This window comes from Achromobacter sp. 1014246743 (assembly GCF_059760725.1).
In genome coordinates this window covers 24,187-43,171 of the sequence record NZ_JCBANA010000025.1, presented here as the reverse complement: position 1 = coordinate 43,171, position 18,985 = coordinate 24,187, and the positions used below count along the sequence as shown (strand labels likewise).

16 protein-coding genes and 1 pseudogene are annotated in these 18,985 nt (G+C 61.9%); 13 read left to right on the top strand and 4 right to left on the bottom strand.

Annotated elements, in window-relative coordinates; all coding sequences use genetic code 11:
- Window positions 1-6: 6 nt before the first annotated feature.
- Entirely contained in the window at window positions 7-1,056 is a 1,050-nt protein-coding gene (locus AC6LJ2_RS12650; protein WP_445659211.1) for a LysR family transcriptional regulator, read from the top strand.
- On the opposite strand, the gene AC6LJ2_RS12645 is transcribed toward AC6LJ2_RS12650, so the two are convergent.
- The 3 genes from AC6LJ2_RS12645 to AC6LJ2_RS12635 form a co-directional block, all read right to left on the bottom strand.
- A complete protein-coding gene (locus tag AC6LJ2_RS12645; RefSeq protein WP_498151473.1) occupies window positions 1,031-1,786 on the bottom strand; it encodes an SDR family oxidoreductase in 756 nt (251 codons plus the stop codon). The two genes, AC6LJ2_RS12650 and AC6LJ2_RS12645, sit on opposite strands and share 26 nt — an antisense overlap.
- Before the next feature lie 9 nt (window positions 1,787-1,795).
- The gene (locus AC6LJ2_RS12640) at window positions 1,796-2,275 is read right to left on the bottom strand and encodes a carboxymuconolactone decarboxylase family protein (RefSeq protein ID WP_263909831.1); all 480 of its coding nucleotides are present in this window, start codon (window positions 2,273-2,275) and stop codon (window positions 1,796-1,798) included.
- A gap of 204 nt (window positions 2,276-2,479) precedes the next feature.
- Window positions 2,480-3,370: a LysR family transcriptional regulator gene (locus AC6LJ2_RS12635; RefSeq protein ID WP_263909833.1), complete on the bottom strand. Its 891-nt coding sequence runs from the start codon at window positions 3,368-3,370 to the stop codon at window positions 2,480-2,482.
- A 113-nt stretch (window positions 3,371-3,483) separates the two neighbouring features.
- Between AC6LJ2_RS12635 and AC6LJ2_RS12630 the strand changes: the two genes are divergently transcribed.
- The 7 genes and pseudogenes from AC6LJ2_RS12630 to AC6LJ2_RS12600 form a co-directional block, all read left to right on the top strand.
- A complete protein-coding gene (locus AC6LJ2_RS12630; RefSeq protein ID WP_498151472.1) occupies window positions 3,484-4,365 on the top strand; it encodes an alpha/beta hydrolase family protein in 882 nt (293 codons plus the stop codon).
- Between the two features lie 61 nt (window positions 4,366-4,426).
- Window positions 4,427-6,004 carry an ABC transporter substrate-binding protein gene (locus AC6LJ2_RS12625; protein ID WP_498151471.1) on the top strand — a complete coding sequence of 526 codons (1,578 nt, stop codon included), beginning with the start codon at window positions 4,427-4,429 and terminating at the stop codon, window positions 6,002-6,004.
- Window positions 6,005-6,011: 7 nt separating this feature from the next.
- Entirely contained in the window at window positions 6,012-6,953 is a 942-nt protein-coding gene (locus AC6LJ2_RS12620) for an ABC transporter permease (RefSeq protein WP_263909839.1), read from the top strand.
- Complete coding sequence (locus AC6LJ2_RS12615; protein WP_263909841.1) at window positions 6,950-7,807, top strand: ABC transporter permease; 858 nt, start codon at window positions 6,950-6,952, stop codon at window positions 7,805-7,807. Before AC6LJ2_RS12620 ends, AC6LJ2_RS12615 begins: the two co-directional genes overlap by 4 nt.
- 74 nt (window positions 7,808-7,881) lie before the next feature.
- A complete protein-coding gene (locus tag AC6LJ2_RS12610; protein WP_263909843.1) occupies window positions 7,882-9,441 on the top strand; it encodes a dipeptide ABC transporter ATP-binding protein in 1,560 nt (519 codons plus the stop codon).
- 34 nt (window positions 9,442-9,475) lie between these two features.
- On the top strand, window positions 9,476-10,786 hold the full coding sequence (aptA, locus tag AC6LJ2_RS12605; RefSeq protein WP_498151470.1) for an omega-aminotransferase AptA: 1,311 nt from the start codon (window positions 9,476-9,478) through the stop codon (window positions 10,784-10,786).
- 4 nt (window positions 10,787-10,790) lie between these two features.
- Window positions 10,791-10,919 (top strand): annotated as a pseudogene (locus tag AC6LJ2_RS12600) (alpha/beta hydrolase); the annotation flags it as partial.
- An 87-nt stretch (window positions 10,920-11,006) separates the two neighbouring features.
- On the opposite strand, the gene AC6LJ2_RS12595 reads toward AC6LJ2_RS12600, so the two are convergent.
- Window positions 11,007-11,372 (bottom strand): hypothetical protein, encoded by a 366-nt coding sequence (locus tag AC6LJ2_RS12595; protein WP_498151469.1) that lies wholly within the window; start codon window positions 11,370-11,372, stop codon window positions 11,007-11,009.
- Window positions 11,373-11,717: 345 nt separating this feature from the next.
- On the opposite strand from AC6LJ2_RS12595, the gene AC6LJ2_RS12590 reads away from it, so the two are divergent.
- The 5 genes from AC6LJ2_RS12590 to AC6LJ2_RS12570 all read left to right on the top strand — a co-directional run bounded on the left by AC6LJ2_RS12590 (window position 11,718) and on the right by AC6LJ2_RS12570 (window position 18,958).
- Window positions 11,718-12,269 carry a DUF4148 domain-containing protein gene (locus AC6LJ2_RS12590; protein WP_498151468.1) on the top strand — a complete coding sequence of 184 codons (552 nt, stop codon included), beginning with the start codon at window positions 11,718-11,720 and terminating at the stop codon, window positions 12,267-12,269.
- 24 nt (window positions 12,270-12,293) lie between these two features.
- Window positions 12,294-13,451 (top strand): glycosyltransferase, encoded by a 1,158-nt coding sequence (locus tag AC6LJ2_RS12585; RefSeq protein ID WP_498151467.1) that lies wholly within the window; start codon window positions 12,294-12,296, stop codon window positions 13,449-13,451.
- Between the two features lie 190 nt (window positions 13,452-13,641).
- Entirely contained in the window at window positions 13,642-14,913 is a 1,272-nt protein-coding gene (locus tag AC6LJ2_RS12580; protein ID WP_263909851.1) for an EAL domain-containing protein, read from the top strand.
- Window positions 14,914-15,023: 110 nt separating this feature from the next.
- Window positions 15,024-18,317 carry a hybrid sensor histidine kinase/response regulator gene (locus AC6LJ2_RS12575; RefSeq protein ID WP_498151466.1) on the top strand — a complete coding sequence of 1,098 codons (3,294 nt, stop codon included), beginning with the start codon at window positions 15,024-15,026 and terminating at the stop codon, window positions 18,315-18,317.
- A complete protein-coding gene (locus AC6LJ2_RS12570; RefSeq protein WP_498151465.1) occupies window positions 18,314-18,958 on the top strand; it encodes a response regulator in 645 nt (214 codons plus the stop codon). Before AC6LJ2_RS12575 ends, AC6LJ2_RS12570 begins: the two co-directional genes overlap by 4 nt.
- Window positions 18,959-18,985 lie beyond the last annotated feature (27 nt).

The window sequence follows — 18,985 nt, the reverse complement described above, 5'->3', positions numbered from 1 at the left end:
CGCCCCATGCCGCCCTCTCTTTCCGCTTCGCCGGCTCTTGCCTGCGCCAACGGCCCGGATTCCCTGGCCGACAGTTTCGCGACCAGCTATGCCGGCGTCATGGCGTTCATCGCCGTTGCCGTGGAAGGCAATTTCGCCAAGGCCGGTGACCGGCTGGGCATCGGCCGATCGGCCGTCAGCCGCAGTGTGCAAAAGCTGGAAGACCAGCTGGGCGTGCGGCTGTTCGTTCGCACCACGCGCAGCACCTCGCTGACTGCCGAGGGCCAGCGCTTCTATGAGGCGTGCCATCCCGGCGTGGATGGAATCATTCGTGCCCTGGACGACATGCGCGACCTGCGCGAGGGCCCGCCTTCGGGGCAATTGCGCGTGTGTTCCACGGTGGGCTTCGGCCGCAAGGTCGTGGCGCCGCTGCTGCACGGATTCCGCCAGGCCTACCCGAACATCGCGGTCGAACTGTTGCTGGATGACGGGCCGACCGACTTCGCCGCGGACCGCGTCGACGTGTCGTTGCGCAATGGCCGGATGGAAGACAGCCGCGTGATCGCCAAGAAGGTGATTCCCATGCAGATGATGTTATGTGCGTCGCCCGCGTACGTGGCCAGGCACGGCCTGCCGGACAGCGTCGACGCCATCTCCGGCCATCAGTGCGTGAACTTCCTGTTCGCGTCGGGGCGAGTCTACGAATGGGAATTCAAGGTGGGCGGCCAGTTGCGCAAGGTGGCGCCGTCCGCCATGCTCACTTTCAACGACGCCGACCTGGTGCTGCAGGCGGTGCTCGATGGCCACGGCATTGCGCAGATGGCGGGCTACCAAATCTGCGATCACCTGCGTGCGGGCCGCCTGGTCGCCTGCCTGCCGCAATACGCGCCGGACGACCGAGGGCATTACCTGTGCTTCCTGAGCCGCGCGCATTTGCCGGCGCGCATGCGCGTCTTCATCGACTACATGACCGAGGGCATCCGTGCCCAGGACCTGCAGATATTGGACGGCCTGCCGACCGCGCCATCAGCGCACACCGCGCAGCGCGGTGCTACTTTCTTGCGCCGGACCGGCTGAACCAGGTTTCGAAGTCGATCTTCCCCAGCCACGCACCGGCGCCTGGCACCAGCGTGTCATCGTCGAGCAAGGCGCCAAAGTACCGCGCTTGCGGGTCTGCCCGCACGCTGCGCGCGTCGCCGGTTTTATGCAGGTAGCGCTGCGCCAGCTCGGCCAGGCGTACCCGTTCGGGACCGGCGATTTCCACCGTGCCGTTCACCGGCGCGGCCAACGTGGCGTCAGCCATGGCCAGGGCCACCTCGTCGGACGCGATCGGCTGCACGAAGGCGGGCGACAGCCGTACTTCGCCGCCCTCGGCCCCCGACTGCACAATGCCGCCCAGGAACTCGAAGAACTGCGTGCTGTGCACGATGGTGTAGGGGACGCCAGCGGCCACGATCAATTGCTCCTGGGCGATCTTGCCGCGGAAGTATCCGCTTTCGGCCAGGCGATGCGTGCCCACCACGGACAGCGCCACGTGGTGGCGCACGCCGGCGCGGGCTTCTGCCGCCAACAGGTTGCGTCCCGACACCTGGAAGAATTCGAGCACGGCCCTGTCTTCGAACGACGGCGAATTGGCCACATCGACCACCGTATCCACGCCCGCGAGCGCCTCATCCAGGCCTGCGCCGGTGATCGTATTGACGCCCGTGGCCGGGGATGCGGCCATGGCTTGGTGGCCGCGCTCGGTGAGCCGCTTGACGAGTTTGGAGCCGATCAGGCCCGTCCCGCCGATTACCAGGATTTTCATGATGCGTCCTCAGTTGAACTTGGCCTTGTCCAGGCCATATGCCTTGTCGGCCGAACCGGGGACGGTCCGGAACCCCACGTTCAGGCGATTCCAGCCGTTGATCGCCATGACGGCAAAGCTGAGGTCCGATATTTCCTTTTCGGACAATTGGGTTCGGACGCGTTCATAAATGTCGTCGGGCACGCCCTGCGCGCCCAGGGTGGTGAGGGCCTCGGTCCACGCCAGGCAGGCGCGTTCGCGTGGCGAGAATTCGGTGGATTCGCGCCAGATCGCGACGTGGTGCAGACGCAGTTCGCGTTCACCGTGGATCTTGGCCTGCTTCACATGCATGTCCAGGCAGAAGCCGCAGCCATTGATCTGCGAGGCGCGGATCTCGATCAGGTCCAGGATGGATTGCTCGATCGTCCCGGACTTCAAAAGCATGCCGAACTCGACGAATTTCTTGAAGAGCTCGGGTGACAGCGCGAAAGCGTTCAGGCGTTGACTCATGATGATTCCCTCGATGGATTGGCGTGTTTCGGCCATGCCGGACCTGGCCTGGCGCGTGTGTGGATGACGCCCAGATCGTAGGTCCGCAGGGAAATCAGCAGTAGGCCCGGCCGAGGGATCATGGTGTTGCCGCGATGGCAACAATCGGCGGCAGGCCAGGGGGGGCGAACGGGCCATGTCTGCCCGAGCATGGCGGCGCGCTGTCTAGGGGATGCCGCGTGAATCCAGGGCGACGCGCAACGACCTGATGATCTCGCCTGTGAGATGGCGTTTGCGGCCTTGTTCCACGATGCTGATGCTGCGCAATTCCTGGGGGCCGGGCAGCGACAGCACTTTCAAGGCCGGGTCTTCATTCCAATAGACGTTTTGCAGAAGAGGGACGAGGCTGACTCCCACTTGCTGGCGCACCAGCGCCGCGATGCCAAGAATGGAATTGAGCTCCAGGATTTCCTGCGGCTTGACCCTCAGGCGGCGCAATACTCTGTCGGCTTTGGAGCCGGTGGCCGTATTGCGGTCATAGCGAATATAGGGCTGGGTGGCCAGCAGCGCTGTGATGTCCGGCGTCCTGGCATAGGCCTCGGCGCTGGTCAGCAAGACCAGGGGTTCGTCATACAGCCGGGAGCAGCTCAGGCCTTTGAAGTCCTGGCGGGGCGACTTCACCACCACGGCGGCGTCCAGCTCGCCGGCCAGCAGCAGTGGCGCCAACTCATCGGAGCGCGCACTGGTCAGTGTGACGGACACCTTGGGATGAACGGCCTTGAGCTGCACCAGGCAATTGGCCAGCAGGCCCATCGCCGAAATGATGCCGCCGACGGTGATTTCGCCTTCCATGCGCACGTCATGATCGGGGTCTTCCAGCATCGCGTCGTAATCGGCCACCAGGCGCCTGGCGCGCGGAAGCAAAAGCAGCCCTTCGCGGCTCAAACTCGTCTGCCTGTGATTGCGCGCAAACAGCGCGCGGCGCATTTCGTCTTCAAGCGCGCGCATTTGCTGGCCCACGGCGGCGCTGGTCAATGCCACCCGGTCGGCAGCAGCGGCAAAGCTGCCTTCCTCAGCGACAGCGATAAATGTTCTGAGAAATCGGATGCTGCTCATGTCGAGTCGGTTTTGGGTAAAGAAACACTTTACTCTAATTAAAATTAAATTAGATTTTCTTTGTTCAGGTGCTGACGGATACTGCGGGTCTTTCTCATTGAGTGGTTTAGACCATGAGCACTGCTATTCCGGATTCCCAGGCCGAACTGCTGGCGCGGCAAGCCGCGCGACGTCTCTACGATCAAGGGCCGACGACGGTCTATTCCCATGCGGGCGACACGCGCTTCGCCTATTGCCTTTATGTTCCGGAGTCCATCGAAGATGCAACGCGTCCGGTGGACCTGGTGGTCGTGGTGCATGGTTCCAACCGTGCGATGGAGACCTATCGGAACAGCTTTGCCGAGTTTGGCCGCTGGAACGACTGCATCATCCTCGCACCGCTGTTTCCCGTGGGCGTGCTGGGCGATGGCAATGGCGACGGCTACAAGCAAATTCTCGAGGGCGATATCCGCTACGACCAGATCCTGCTGGATATGGTCGCCGAGGTCGGCAGGAAGTACGGCCGCAACTTCGACACCTTCGCGCTCTTTGGCTATTCGGGTGGGGGCCAGTTCACCAATCGCTTCTGCTATCTGCATCCCGATCGGCTGTGGGCCGCGTCGATCGGCGCACCGGGTTCGGTCACGCTGTTGGACACCGAGCGCAAGTGGTGGGTGGGTGTCGCCGATATGGAGACACGTTTTGGCAAGGCGCTGAACCTGGACGCCCTGCGTCAGGTGCCTATCCATATGGTGGTGGGCGCAGCCGACCTCGAAACCTGGGAGATCACCCATCGCCCTGGCGGCAAGCACTACATGGAAGGCGCCAATGACGCGGGCCGCACCCGACCCGAGCGGCTGGAACGTCTGCGCGCCAGCTTTGAAGCCGCCGGGGTGAATGCCACGCTGGACCACATCCCCAACGTGCCCCACATGGGCATCAAGGTCATGCCAGCCGCGCAGAAGTTCTTTGCGGCGGTGTTGCGCCAACGGCGGGCGCGCCCGGTGCAGCAATAAGCACAGGCGGCATGGCCTGGATACGGCCATGGCGCCCATCCCATTGAAGGAGGAGTACTTCATGCGCAACACTGTAAAGATCGCCTTGGGCTACGCCGCGTTGGCCTTGGGCCTGGCGATGGCCGGGGCTCACGCTGCCGAGCCATCACGCATCCAGGTCGGCATCAGCGGAGATATCCGCAGCACCGACCCCGGCGTCAACCGGGACGAGAACACCGACGCCGTCGTCATGCATATGGTGGAGGGCCTGGTGGCCTACCGCGAGGACGCCACCGTGGGCCCCATGCTGGCCGAATCGATCAGCGTTTCCGACGATGGGCGCAGCTACCGCTTCACGTTGCGCAAGGGCGTGCGCTTTCATAATGGTGCGCCGCTGACAGCCGCCGAGGTCCTGTGGACCTGGCGCCGCTACCTGGATCCGAAGACCCAATGGCGCTGCCTGGCCGACTTCGATGGCCGTGGCCTGTTGAAGGTGCAAGACATCAGCAGCCCGGATCCGATGACCGTGGTCTTCACGCTGGAACAGCCCAACGCCCTGTTTCTGGCGACCATGGCCAGGACCGATTGCGGCGGGACCGGCATTCTGCATCCGGACTCGCTGACGCCAGAGGGGGCCTGGCGCGCCCCGGTCGGCACCGGCCCCTTCAAGGCGGGGCAGTGGCAACGCGGGCAATACATCGAACTGCAACGCTTTGCCGACTACGCCGCGCGTGCCGAGGCCAAGCCGGATGGCTATACCGGCAACAAGCAGGCGCTGGTGGATCAAGTGCGTTTTGTCGTGATCCCCGACAACGCGACGGCCAAGGCGGCGCTGATGGCGCGTGGCATCGATCTGCTGCCCGACGTCACGGCGACGGACGCGGCCGATTTGAAACTGGCCAAGGGCTTGACGATCCAGGTCAGCCCCGCCATGTCCATCAACGGCTTGCTGTTCCAGACCCATGACCCTTTGCTGAAGGATGTGCGCATTCGCCGCGCCATTGCGCTGTCGCTCGACTACGGGCAGATGGTGGCCACGCTGTCCAGCGGTCTGTCGCAGGTCAACAACTCGCCCGTGCCCAGCAGCAGCACCTACTATGACGCCGCCACGGCCAAAGGCCATGGCACCGATCTGGCCGAGGCGCGCGCCTTGCTCAGTGCCGCCGGCTATCGCGGCCAGCCGATCAGGATGATCGTGAACAAGCGCTATCCGCAGATGTTCGATATGGGCATTCTGAGTCAGGCCATGCTGGCGGCCGTGGGCATCAACATCCAGATGGAAACGCTTGAATGGGGCACGCAGCTCGAACGCTACCAGAGCGGCAACTATCAAATGATGTCGTTCTCTTATTCGCCGCGCTTCGATCCGGCGTTGAGTTTCGAGCAACTGCTGGGCGACAAGTCCAAGGAAGCCCGCAAGGTCTGGGACAACGCTGACGCCATCGGCATTCTGCACCAAGCCATGCGTGAGGCCGAGCCGGCTAAGCGCCAGGCGCTGTTTGATCAGTTGCACGGCATGCTGATCCAGGACGTTCCCATGGTCATCATCTACAACGGCACCGCCATCGGCGCCTTCCGTGATGGCATTCAAGGCTATCGAACCTGGCCGATTTCCAAGCCGCGCCTGTGGGGTGTGTCCTTGGCGGCGACCGCGAAATAGGCCGGCCATGTTGCGATTCTTCGTTCAGCGCCTGGGCATGGCGCTGCCCACACTGCTGCTGATCTCCATCATGGTGTTCGGCCTGATCCGCTTTATCCCCGGGGATCCTGCCCTGCTGATGCTGGGCGACATGGCAGACGCGCACAGCCTGGCCGAGATGCGCAGGACCCTGGGTCTGGATCACTCTTTCCTGACCCAATACCTGATCTGGATCCGGGCGGTGTTGGGCGGCGATTTCGGCTTGTCCATCAGCAGCAGCCAGCCGGTGCTGGATCTGCTGGTCGAGCGCTTCAGCGTCAGCGCCGTCATCGTCCTGATCTCGGTGGGCCTGGCGGTACTGCTGGCCGTGCCGGTCGGCCTCTACGCGGCCTGGAAGCAGAACAGCCTGATGGATCTGGGCCTGGTTGCCAGCGCCACCTTGCTGTTGTCGATTCCGGCCTTCTGGCTGGGCTTGCTGCTGCTTTACCTGTTCGGCATGAAGTTGGGCTGGCTGCCTATCGTTGGCTACGTCAGCGTCAGTGCGGATCCCTTGCGAGGGCTGAGCTATCTGGTCCTGCCCGTGGTGACGCTGACGCTGGTGGAGTTCGGCTCGATTGCCCGCATGGCGCGCGCCAGCACGATCGAGGTCTTGCGGCTGGAATACATCGCGCACGCCCGCGCCAAGGGCCTGTCGGAAACGGCGGTGTTGTGGGGCCATGCCTTGCGCAACGCCTTTGCGCCGACCTGGACGCTGGTGGGCCTGATCCTGGGCAATCTGCTGGGCGGCATCGCGGTGCTGGAAACCGTCTTCACCCTGCCGGGCATCGGCCGGCTCATGGTGGATTCGATTTTTGCTCGCGACTATCCCGTCCTGCAGGGATGTCTTTTGTTGATCACCAGCATCTATGTCGTGGTGAATCTGGTCGTCGACCTGCTGTATCCGGTCTTTGATCCCAGGGTGAAACTATGAATGGCAACGCCATCTCTTTGCCTGCCGCACCTGCGCGGCGCCGCAGCCTGCCGGCGCTCAATGCCTTGATCGGTGGCGGCCTTCTGCTGGGTCTGGTCGCGCTGGCCCTGCTGGGCCTGGTGTGGACGCCGTATGACTCGCTGAAGCTGAATCTGGGCCTTCGCCTTCAGGCGCCGAGCGCGCTGCATTGGCTGGGTACGGACGAGTTCGGCCGCGATGTCCTGAGCCGTCTCATCGTTGGCGCCTCGACCAGCCTGTGGATCAGCCTCTTGTCCGTGGGGGTGGCCCTGGTATGCGGCACCATGATAGGCATGCTGGCCGGCTACCTGCGAGGCTGGACCGACCGCATCCTGATGATGTTCAACGACGCCTTGCTGGCCTTCCCCGGCCTGTTGCTGGCGCTGGGCATCATGGCCGTCTTGGGGGCCAGCCAGTACAGCATTGTGCTGGCCCTGGGCATGGCCTATACGCCGTCGGTGGTGCGTGTGGTCCGTGGCAGCGTCTTGTCGCTGCGTGAACGCGAGTTCATCGAGGCGTCCAGAGTCATCGGCAATTCCGAGCTGTACACGATGTTCCGCCACATCGTTCCCAATTGCCTGGCGCCGGTGTGCGTGCTGGCAACCAGCATGTTCGGCTGGGCCTTGCTGTCAGAGAGCGCTTTGAGCTTTCTGGGCCTGGGCGTGCCGCCACCGGCCGCCACCTGGGGCAGCATGTTGGCTGCCAGCCGTCCGTATATCGCTTCGGCCGCATGGTTGGGCGTGTTTCCCGGTGTGCTGATCAGCGTGGCCTTGCTGGGTATCAATCTGTTTGGCGATGCCTTGCGCGATCGCCTCGATCCGCGCATGAGGAAGTGAGCATGACCGAGAAAGCGCCACTATTGTCTGTCAAGCAACTCAGGATACGTGCCGGTCTGGATGGACCGCTGGCCGTGAATGACGTGAGTTTCGAGCTTGCGCCGGGCGAGATCCTTGCCTTGGTGGGCGAGTCGGGCAGCGGCAAGACCATGGCCGCCCGCGCCGTGATCGGCCTTTTGCCCGCACCCATGCAGATGGCTGGCGGCAGCATCGGCTTCAAGGGCCAGGTCCTGGACACGCAGAACGCCCGCGCCTTGCGGCGTGTGCGCGGAGCCGAGATCGGCATGGTGTTCCAGGAGCCCATGGTGTCGCTCAATCCGGCTTTGACCATCGGCCGGCAAATGAGTGAGGCCCTCAAGCTGCATACCCGTCTGAGCGCCGCCGATATTCGACGGCGCTGCCTGACCATGCTGGAGCGCATCGGCATCAAGGATCCGGTGCGCTGCCTGACCGCCTATCCGCATGAATTCTCGGGCGGCATGCGCCAGCGCATCATGCTGGCATCGGTCATGCTGCTGCGTCCGGCCCTGTTGATCGCCGATGAACCGACGACGGCGCTGGACTGCCTGGCGCAATTGGACGTCATCGATCTGATGCTGGAGCTGACCCGCGAGCAGGGTACCGCAGTGCTCTTCATCAGCCATGATCTTTCGCTGGTGGCGCGCTACGCCAACAAGGTCGTCGTCATGCGCAATGGGCAAGCGGTCGAGCAGGGGCCGACGGCCTCCATCCTGCTCAAGCCGCAAGCCGAGTACACCCGCCAGTTGCTGGAGGCGCTGCCGCGCCGTGGCGTACTGCCCCCTTTGCCCGAGGCCGGCGCACCGCTGGTCGAGGTCAAAGGTGTGTGCATCGAGTACCCGGGGCAGCGCAGCTTCTGGCGGCGCAGCGCCGCCTGTCGCGTAGTGCACAGCGTCGACCTCAGCATCGCGCCGGGTGAAACGTTGGCCCTGGTGGGCGGCAGCGGCTCGGGAAAGACCTCGCTGGGGCGCGCCGTGGCGGGTTTGGTCAAGCCCAGCGCTGGCAGCATCGAGTTTGAAGGCGTGGATCTGCTCAGGTCGATCCATCGCAGCACCCGCCTGCAATGTCAGATGATCTTCCAGGACCCCTATTCTTCTCTGGATCCCCGCATGCGGGTCGGGCAGATTCTGGAAGAGCCCTTGCGCCATAGCGATGACCTGAACGAATCGCAGCGTCGCGTGCGAGTGGCGGAAACGCTGACTGATGTCGGCTTGAACCCGTCGTTCCGCGACCGTTTCCCGCATCAGCTGTCTGGCGGCCAGCGTCAGCGTGTGGCCATCGGCCGCGCCCTGGTGCGACGGCCGAAGATGGTCATTGCCGATGAGCCGATCTCGGCGCTGGATATGACCATCCAGAAGCAGATTCTGGACCTGTTCGAACGCTTGCAGAAGCAATACGGGTTTGCCTGCCTGTTCATCTCGCATGATCTGGCGGCAGTCGAACGGATCGCGCATCGCGTCGCGGTGATGAGCCAGGGAGAAATCGTGGAAGTCGCCAGCCGCGATGCCTTGTTCGACAAGCCGCAACACCCCTACACACGCAAATTGCTGGCAGCCGCCAGCCCGCTGGAGCGACTGGCGGACGGCGGCTATCGCGTCCGCCTGGCGCAGGCCTGAGCCGGCTTGCGTTTCAACCATTCAAGGAGATTCCATGACCGACGCCAGTTCCGTTTCCGATGCATTCTGGGCGCCTTTCACTCCCATGCGGCAGTTTCAACAGCAGCCCGTGATGTTCGATAGCGCCGAGGGCATGTACTACCGCACGCCCGACGGCCGCGACATTCTGGATGCCATGGCCGGCCTGTGGTGCGTCAACGCCGGTCACGGCCAGCCCAGCATTGTGCAGGCCATTCAGCAAGCTGCCGCTCGCCTGGACTTCGTGTCCTCGTTCAAGATGAGTCACCCGGCCGCCCAGGCCATGTCGGACGCCTTGATCGCCTTGGCGCCCGAAGGCATGACCAAGGTGTTCTTCACCAACTCTGGTTCCGAAGCCGTCGACACGGCCTTGAAGATTGCACGCGCCTACCATCAGGCACGCGGAGACTGCCGCCGCACCAAGCTGATCGGCCGGGCCAAGGGCTATCACGGCATGGGTTTTGGCGGCCTTTCCGTCTCGGGGATTGGCCGCCAGAAGCGCGACTTCGGCCCGCTGCTGGGCGAAGTCAGCCATTTGCCGCTGCCGTATGACGCCAGCATGCGCTTTAGCGCGGGGCAACCCGAGCAAGGCGCCAGCTATGCGGAGGCCCTTGCACAATTGCTCGATATCCAGGACCCGAGCACGGTCGCCGCCGTCATTGTCGAGCCGGTAACCGGGTCGGGCGGCGTCTATCCGCCACCGGTCGGTTATCTGCAGCGCTTGCGCGAACTGTGCACGCAGCACGGCGTGCTGCTGATTTTCGACGAAGTGATCACCGGCTTCGGCCGGATTGGCGGCAACTTCGCCTCGCAGGTGTTTGGCGTGACCCCGGACTTGATGACCGTGGCCAAGGGGTTGACCAATGGCGCGGTGCCCATGGGCGGCGTCATCGTCGGGAGCGGTGTGTATGAGGCCTTCATGGCCGGCCCGCCACAAGTGGTGGAACTGATGCACGGCTACACCTATTCCGCGCATCCGCTGGCGTGCGCCGCCGGCCTGGCGACGCTTCGTTTGCATCAGGAACTGGATATCAACGCCCTGGTTCGGGCGATCAGTCCCTTCTGGCAGTCCAGTGCGCTGGCGCTCAAAGGCCTGCCCCATGTCAATGACGTGCGCAGCATAGGCTTGTTGTGCGCCGTGGACCTGGCGCCGCGGGCCGGGGCGCCAGGGGGGCGAGGCGCCGAGGTCGCCCGCTATTGCTTCGACCATGGCGTGCTGGTGCGCGCGTCCGGCGACATGATCGTGATTTCGCCGCCGCTTATCATCAGCCCTGCCCAGGTCGAGCAGATATTTGAATGTTTGCGGCGGGCGCTTTTGCTCGAATGAAACGTTGAATCAGCGCGTGGTGCAAGTGCCCGGAGTGGGCCACAACAACCAGGGGATGTTCACGTCGGTGTGCGGCATTGCCGTATTGTTTGATCGCCCCGTTCCGGCGAGCTGTCCGGTGATGGGGCGATGACGCCGGGGAGACCGGCGCGGTCCTGCTGCGGGTGTCGGCACGTGGCCTGTCAAGGCGCCAGGCGGGGAAAACCGGCGCGCGGTCGCCCTACAGGGTCGGTTGCGGAATCGGCGTGTCTTTAGGAAGCGAGCCCGAGATGCGTTTCGGGCAATCCGCAATGCCCCATTTGGTCACCACGCCCTTTTCGATCATGAATTTTTCCTGGCATACGTGGTAGGCGGACATGGGGCCCCAGATGTCTTCGTACGAAATGATCTTTGCCCCGCTTTCAAGCGTATAGCTCTTCTTGGGCGGACCCCATTTGGAAATCAGTTGCTCTTCCGTGCTGCCGACCCAGGCCGCATTGACGTCGTTGTAGGTCTTGTTCCGCTTGCCGGTCAGCATGTTCATCTGTCCGGAAGTACATCCCGCGAGCAGCGATGGCAGGATAACCAGCAGTGCAATTTTTTTCATTTTGACTGTCGCCTTGGATGTCGACTGTTGAGAGATGGGGCCTTGACGCCGTACGTCATTGAAAGCACGTTGCGGGCCCTTGTGCCATGCCCGGCGCAGGCCGGGCCGCGAATAGCCTTCGCGCGGATGGGCTTTTGGGCGTCAATGTATCAGAAACCCTGCGGCCTGGCTGCCCGGTGTCGCTCGCTCCGGTCCAGGGGGCGCGTCGCTGGCCGGCGTATTGGCTGTCTCGCTCTCCTTACGCAGATGTAATCCGTAGGTTGGATTCTGGTAATTCTCGACTGCGTAGAGTTCAGTTGTCGACCGGGCTCCCGCCTGGTCAAGCTGAAGCTCAAGGAGCGATACATGTTCAATCGAAAGATCCCGTCCAGCGCTGCTGCGACCTCCCCACTTCAATCTTCGGTTTCGGCCAAGTCGGCAAATCACATCGAAGGGGCGGTGGGCCAGAGCAGTCCGACGCATCCTGCACCGGGTGTGTTCGAACGTGTGTGCGCTGCAATAGGGGGCCGCATGAAGAAGCGTTCCGCCGCTGGCGTACTCGTATTGACAACCTCAATAATGCCGATGGCGAGCGTACATGCCGAACCTCTGACCCGGGAGCAGGTACGAATTGAACTGGACCAGGCGAAGGCCGCCGGTTTGGTGCGATATGGAGAACAGGAGTATCCCGCGCCGATCGTGTCGACGCAGAGCAAGAGTCGGGCACAGGTACAGGATGAATTGCAACGGGCCAAATCGGCAGGCCAAGTGACGTTTGACGAGATGTCGTATCCGCCGGACGCGTCCGGAAAGAGTGGAAAGTCGAGGGAGCAAGTGACGCAAGAGCTGCGGGATGCGAAGGCTGCCGCTCTCGTTACTTCCGGGGAACTGGACTATCCGCCCAGGGCTGGAAATTGAAAAGCCACTGGACCGGACACGACGATGAGAATCCTTTACACGAACTTTCATCGAGGCGATGGAGGGGGGCATACGACGTATGTACTGTCTCTGGCGGGTGCGTTGCGCGCGGCCCATGAAATACTCGTGGCCGCTCCGCCGAGCAGTCGAATCTTCATCGAGGCCCGCGCGATTCCCGGCGTGCGAGCCATCGCGATGGACTTCAAGGGCGGGCCGATCGCGACGCTGGAAAATGCGCTTTGCCTTCGCAGAATCCTGCAGGGTGAGCAGGTTGACATCGCGCACGTGAATGGTGCGGCTGACCATCGGTTGGGCATGTTGGCTGCGGCGGGAATGGGGGGGCGACGTCCAGCTTTTATATATACCCAGCACAATGACCGACTGCCGACCAGCATTGGAGCTTGGCTGCGGGCTCGCTTCGCGACTGATCGAGTCATCTGCGTCTGTGAGCACACCCGCCAGAGGCTCGCGAGGTCGGTATTCAGGAACAGTGAGCTGCGGACGGTGCATAACGGGGTGGATGTGGAGCGATTTCGGCCTGCAGGGCAAGGGGAAGTCGCCGAGGCGAAACGGCGCTGGCTTACGCCTTTGCACGCGGGGCGGCTGGTGGTCGGTAGCGTTGCAGGGACCGCTGACTACAAGAATTGGCTGGACATGGTCGAGGGCGTCGCAGGCTTGCCCGCCGATGTGCGCAGCCAGATTGTGCTTCTGATTGCTGGCGAGCTTCCAACCGAGGCTCAGCGGAGCCGCGTGCTCGCGCTAGGAATGGCGGGCAGCGTGATCTTCAGCGGACTGTTGAAGGACGTGCGCAAGTGTATTGCGGCCTTTGACGTCGGCTTCGTCCTGTCTTCAAAAATGGAGACCATTTCCTTCGCATGTCGGGAAATGATGGCGATGGGGGTTCCTGTGATTGTCAGCGCTGCGGGCGGACTGAGTGAGAATGTCCATGCCTTGCGTGATGGCTGGATTGTTCCGGCGAAGGCGCCCGATGCGGTGGCGGAAATCCTGAGCAAGCTGGTCGCGCAGCCGCACATCGCTCGCAACCTTGGACAGGCGGCGCGGGAAAAGGCAGTCCGGGAGTTCGGGTTATCGGATTTTGTCGCCAAGACGCATGACGTATACCGAGAGGCGCTGGGTCGTCAATCGCAGCTCCCGCAGCGGCCGGCCCTTTGGGGGCGGTGATAAGTATCCGATGAGGCGCATGAAAATCGAAGTTGTCCGAGTGCTTATTGCCGGTGCCCTGCGTAGACTGCCCCCCAGATGATCTCCCTCCACGTGTGATGACGGGTAGAGGCATCGAGGCCACACTATCCGCAATTCGAGGATGTGTCCTGGCCAACTTTCCTATCCCTCTACGTGCCAGGTGGCAAGAATGTCCCTAAAGGTTTTGATCGTCGACGACCAGCGCTTGCAGCGAGAGTACATCTCCGGGCTGCTGCGGCGGCAAGGAGTCTTGCATGTTGAAACCGCGGTGAATGGCGCCGAGGCGCTGGCCAGGATCCGCGCGGTGGAGTTCGATCTGGTCATGACGGATCTGCGGATGCCGGGGGGAGACGGCGTTCAGCTGATACAACGCATTGCTGAACTGGAAAATCGACCCCAACTGGCCTTGATCAGCGCTTCGCCAAAACAGTTGGTCGGCACTGTCCACCTGCTGGCAAAGTTGCTGTCCATCAAGGTTATCGGCCAGCTATGCAAGCCGGTACAGCCTGCGGACATTCAATCGCTGATTCAAAACATGGCACCGTCCGAGTTGGCGCGCTCCACGGCCAAGGCCGTGCCTTTGGTCAGCGACAGGAATCGCATGCTGGAGGCGATGGCCAATGGAGAGATCCAGGTCTGGTATCAGCCCAAGCAAGTCGTCGAACGGGGAACGATATTCGGTGCAGAGGCGCTGGTGCGATGGGTATGTCCCGATGGCACCGTTCTGCCACCAGCCAGCTTCTTGCCCTCCATGGCCATGCACGGACTCGAGAAGGATCTGACGCTTCACGTGTTGGCGCAGAGTCTGCTTGCGCAAGCCGCGTGGCGAGAGGGGGGGTATTCGCTGAGCGTGTCAATCAATCTGCCCTCGCAATTGCTGGATGATCGCGTTTTGCCCGACGAGTTGTTCGAGATTGTCATTGGAGCGGGAGGAGACCCTTCCAGGATCTGCTTCGAGCTCACCGAAAACAGCACCACCAGTCGGCCCAGCGACTACTACGCGGGCGCTTGCCGCTTGCGCATGATGGGCTTCGGGCTCGCGCAAGATGATTTCGGGCAAGGCTACAGCTCCATGCACAATCTGGCGACAACGCCTTTCACCGAACTGAAAATAGACCGCGAGTTTGTTCAACGGCTGGTCGAAGACGAGAAATCGCGCGCGATCGTCGAGAGCGCCATCATGCTGGGCAGCCGTCTGGGCTTGACCGTGGTGGCCGAAGGTGTGGAAACGGCAATGCAATACGGGCTGTTGCGCGAGCTGGGCTGTTACGCGGTGCAGGGGTTTTACGTATCGGGGGCGGTGAACCCGACCATTTTGCTGCAAATGTTGCGACACCAGTCCATGCCTCGCCAAGGTGTATACGCTGGGACTGTAGGCGATAGCTATAAAAAAGGTGATAGCGATTTTTTGGGGCTATCGCTTCCTGTTGTGAAACATTGAATTTCCGCCGATTCTCATTGCGCTTTATCGCGCGATATTTCAATATTCGGCTCTGCGAGTCTTTAGTTTGCCGTCCCGACCGGCGGCATACATTTCGAGTCCACGAGTCCATGGCAGTTCTTTCCGCCCGGCAGATTCAGGTTACCGCCTTGATCGTTGCGCTGTTGGTCGTGCTGACCGGCTCGTTTGCCTACGTGGCCGTGCAACGCGAGATTGGTCTGTCGTCCCAGCGTTTGCAGCATCATATGGACCATCTGGAAGCGGACATCCAGGCCTTGAAAACCGCGTTGGGCCAAGTGTCGCTGAGCGGGGACAAAGGTTTTTTCCCCGGGGTCAGGCGCCGTCTGCAGATTGAGCCGATTGGCGGCGCGTCAGTGCCGGACGTGAACCAGTACCTTGTCTACGATGCCGTATTCCAGTCGCGGTTGCGGCTGGAAATGCCCGCATCACTGCACGACGACCGAGTCGAACTCGCGGTATTCGGCTTGTCCACTGCGTTACAGCTCTACAGCAGCCTGGCGCAGGCCCCTTCGGGCAGCATGTTTCCTTTGATGCTTCTGTCCAAGGACGGCCGGGTTCGGATGAGCACGCCTTGCCAGGGAGCGCCCGCCGAGGAAGATCGCCAGCGCGGTCAGGTCGCGCCGTGCGCAAATCAGAGGGTGATCCTGAACGGCATGCTGACGAAGTTGTCGGAGGCCGACGATAACGTACAGCTTACCGCGGTCAGGCTCGAAGGTGGCGAGACAGCCGTGCTGGCTTATCGCCTGGTAAAACCCTATTCGAATAGCGATGTCCCCTGGGTTGCCGATCGCGAATGGGTCGTTGTGTCCTACTTTGATACCGAGGACTCGTTGTCGCAGCGCTACCAGGGCATGCAGGGCCTGATGGGGCCGATCATTACATCCCGGGTGGAGCTTTTCGACGCCCAGGGAAAGGCACTTGCCCCTGCGCCGCTACGGACAGCGGATGCCAGCCCGGGATGGAGCATGCACAGGGATGGCACCGTCTTCCGGATCGATGGCGACCATGGAATTTCGGCGCGGTATTTCACTCCCTATCGCCACTACGCCGAAGAGTTGGGCCCCGGGCTGGCGGCGGTTGGGCTCTTGGTCCTGGTGAGCTGCATTGCCACGCTTTTTTTCGCCAGATGGTATGTGCAGCGCTTCTACGAACCGGCCAAACGGCAAATCAAGCGCATCGAGGAAAGCGACGCGTTCGGCCGACAGGTAATCGATGCGGCGCAGCTTGCGATAGTGGTGTGTACTTGGCCGGAGGGAAAAATCCTGCGGTGCAATGAACTCGCCATCGCGTGGTTCGATGACCTGGCCCGGATGCGGCGGGCGGTCATCGATTGGAGAACGTCGAATGCAACGGCTCAGCAAGAGGGCGAGCAGCGATTGACGCTGGGAGACCGTCACATTGTCGGGAAATTCCTGGCTACGCGATATGAAGATCAGGATGCGTTGCTGTGCACGTTTCGCGATGTGAGCGAGGATGTCCAGGCCCACGAGACCCTGGAGCAGGCAAGGCAAGCCGCCGACGAGTCAAATGCCGCCAAATCTGAATTTCTGGCCACCATGAGCCATGAAATTCGTACGCCGTTGTATGGCGTGCTTGGCATGCTGGAGTTGCTGGCGTCCACGCCCCTGTCGCAGGTCCAGCAAGGCTTTATTCGAACGATTGAATCGTCCTCCGACCAGTTGCTGAACGTTATTGGCGATGTGCTCGATATGTCCAAGATCGAGGCGGGCGGGCTCACGCTGCACAATGAGCCGTTTTCAGCCATCGAGTTGACCGAAAGCGTTGTGCAGGTATACGGCCCCAAAGCGGCCGGGCGAGGAATTTTCTTGCATTGCACCATCGCTACCGATGTTCCCGTCACCCTTCTGGGCGACGCAGGCAGGGTGAGGCAGATCCTGAACAACCTGGTCAGCAACGCGATCAAGTTCACGGAAATCGGGCGAGTCATGGTGGCACTGACCGTCGAGACCAAGGATGCCCAGGCCGTACATCTTCGTTGGCGCGTATCGGACACGGGAGTCGGCATGTCGGAAACGGAGCTGACGCATGTGTTCGAGCCGTTTTATCAGGCCCGGTCGGCCCGGCTCGGCGGCGGCGGTACCGGGCTGGGATTGGCGATTTGCCGCAAGCTGGTGAAAATGATGGGGGGCCATATCGAGGCCATCAGCCACCGCAATGTGGGCAGTACCTTCCTGGTGGAACTTCCCTTTACCCCAGGCCAGTCGGAGCCTGCGCAGGCGGAGGCCGAAACCCTGCACGGGCTGAAAGTCTACGTGCGTGCGCCGACCCAGGAATTGAGGGATCACTACCGGAACTGGGTGACCAGATGGGGCGCCACTTGTGAATTGGTGTCAGGCGGCGACCTGCCCAGTATGGAAGCTGAATCGGTATTGGTTCAAGTGCTTCCGGAGCAGATGAGTCCCGTGCCCGCCCATATGCGCCAGGTCTTCTGCACCCAGACCGGGCCATTGCATCCGAATCCCGTCCAGCAGGGTTGGCAGGTCAATTGTTATGCGATTCGATCCATTCGGCAGGCAATACTGCTATCGGCCGGGCGACAGTTGGTTGCCTCGGCAGACACTGTCGGCTACGCGCCCGAGGCGACGCGGCAGGCCATGGATCGACTTGGACTGCGGATACTGGTTGTGGAGGACAGTGTGCTCAATCAGGAGGTCCTGAAGTGGCAATTGGAGTCGCTTGGCTGCGAGGTCACGCTATGTGGCAGTCCGAGGCGAGCGATCGAACTATGGTCCGATGAGCATTTCGATATTCTGCTCACCGACGCAAACATGCCCGAACTGAGCGGCCGGGAAATGGTCAGCGCATTGCGCGAACGCGGCATGAAGCGGCCGGCGGTATGCGTTACAGCAAACGCCGTATCCGAACTGTTCACTCCCGCGGCGGCCGGTGGTCTCATCGATGCTTGGCTGGCAAAACCGGTGTCGGCTCAATCACTCAAGGTTTGCCTGGTCAAAGTGTGCGCCGATAGGCGACTGCTGAATTCTGCTGTGGATCCGGTTGCGGATCCGGGGCAATCCCTGTTGGACGAGAGCGACGCCGATGACGTTCCGTACTTTGTGCGTGAAGTCTTCGTGACGGCAATGGGGGGGGATGTGATGCTATTGCGTGGTGCCGCCGAGCGTGCCGATTCCCATGGGCTGGATGAGATATTGCACCGCGTTCGAGGCGGGCTGGTCATGTCCAATTCAAGGGGACTCGCCAGCGAGTGCGCCCGGTTGGAATCCAGCCTGGCCAATGAGGGAATGTCCGAGGGAGTATCGGCTGATTTGAAGACTTTCTGCGATGCGTTGCAAACCATGGTCGATGCCGTGAGGAACAAGATGGCAACGCAAAATTCACCGCAACCTGATGGAACGCCATGAACGAGAAAATACGCATAGTGCTGGCGGATGACCACCCTCTGGTAACCGCGGGAATCAGGCACATGCTCTCGCAACGACCGGATTTTGACGTCGTGGCGGAAGCGCGTACGCCTGATGCCCTGGTCGAAGCGATCATCGCCTTGCGCCCGCAGGTCGTCATCACGGACTACAACATGCCGGGACCGACGCGATTCGGAGACGGCATCAAGCTGGTCAGCCATATCAGGAACAATTACCGGGATGTCCGGATCGTCGTCCTGACGATGATTTCCTCGCCGGTGATCGCCTCAAGCTTGTACGGCTTGGGCGTTTCCGCCGTACTGCTGAAGAGCCACGATTTGAGCGAACTCACGAATTCGATCACCTCCATGATTCTTGAAAAGCGACGGCCGCCAGGCCGGCGCAAGGCCGGCCAAATCGATGAGGGTGTGGACGATAGGATCGCGCAACTGACGCCCAAGGAAATGGAGGTGTTGCGCTATCTGTTCTCCGGCATGAGTGTGAGCGAGATAGCGTTACACGTGAACCGAAGCGTCACGACGGTCAGTTCGCACAAAATGGCGGCCATGCGAAAGCTCGGCGCCGAGAATGATCATGAACTGATTATGTTCTGCGTGCATAACGGGCTATTCACCTCGTGACATCACATGCCCTGTCCCTGTACGGCC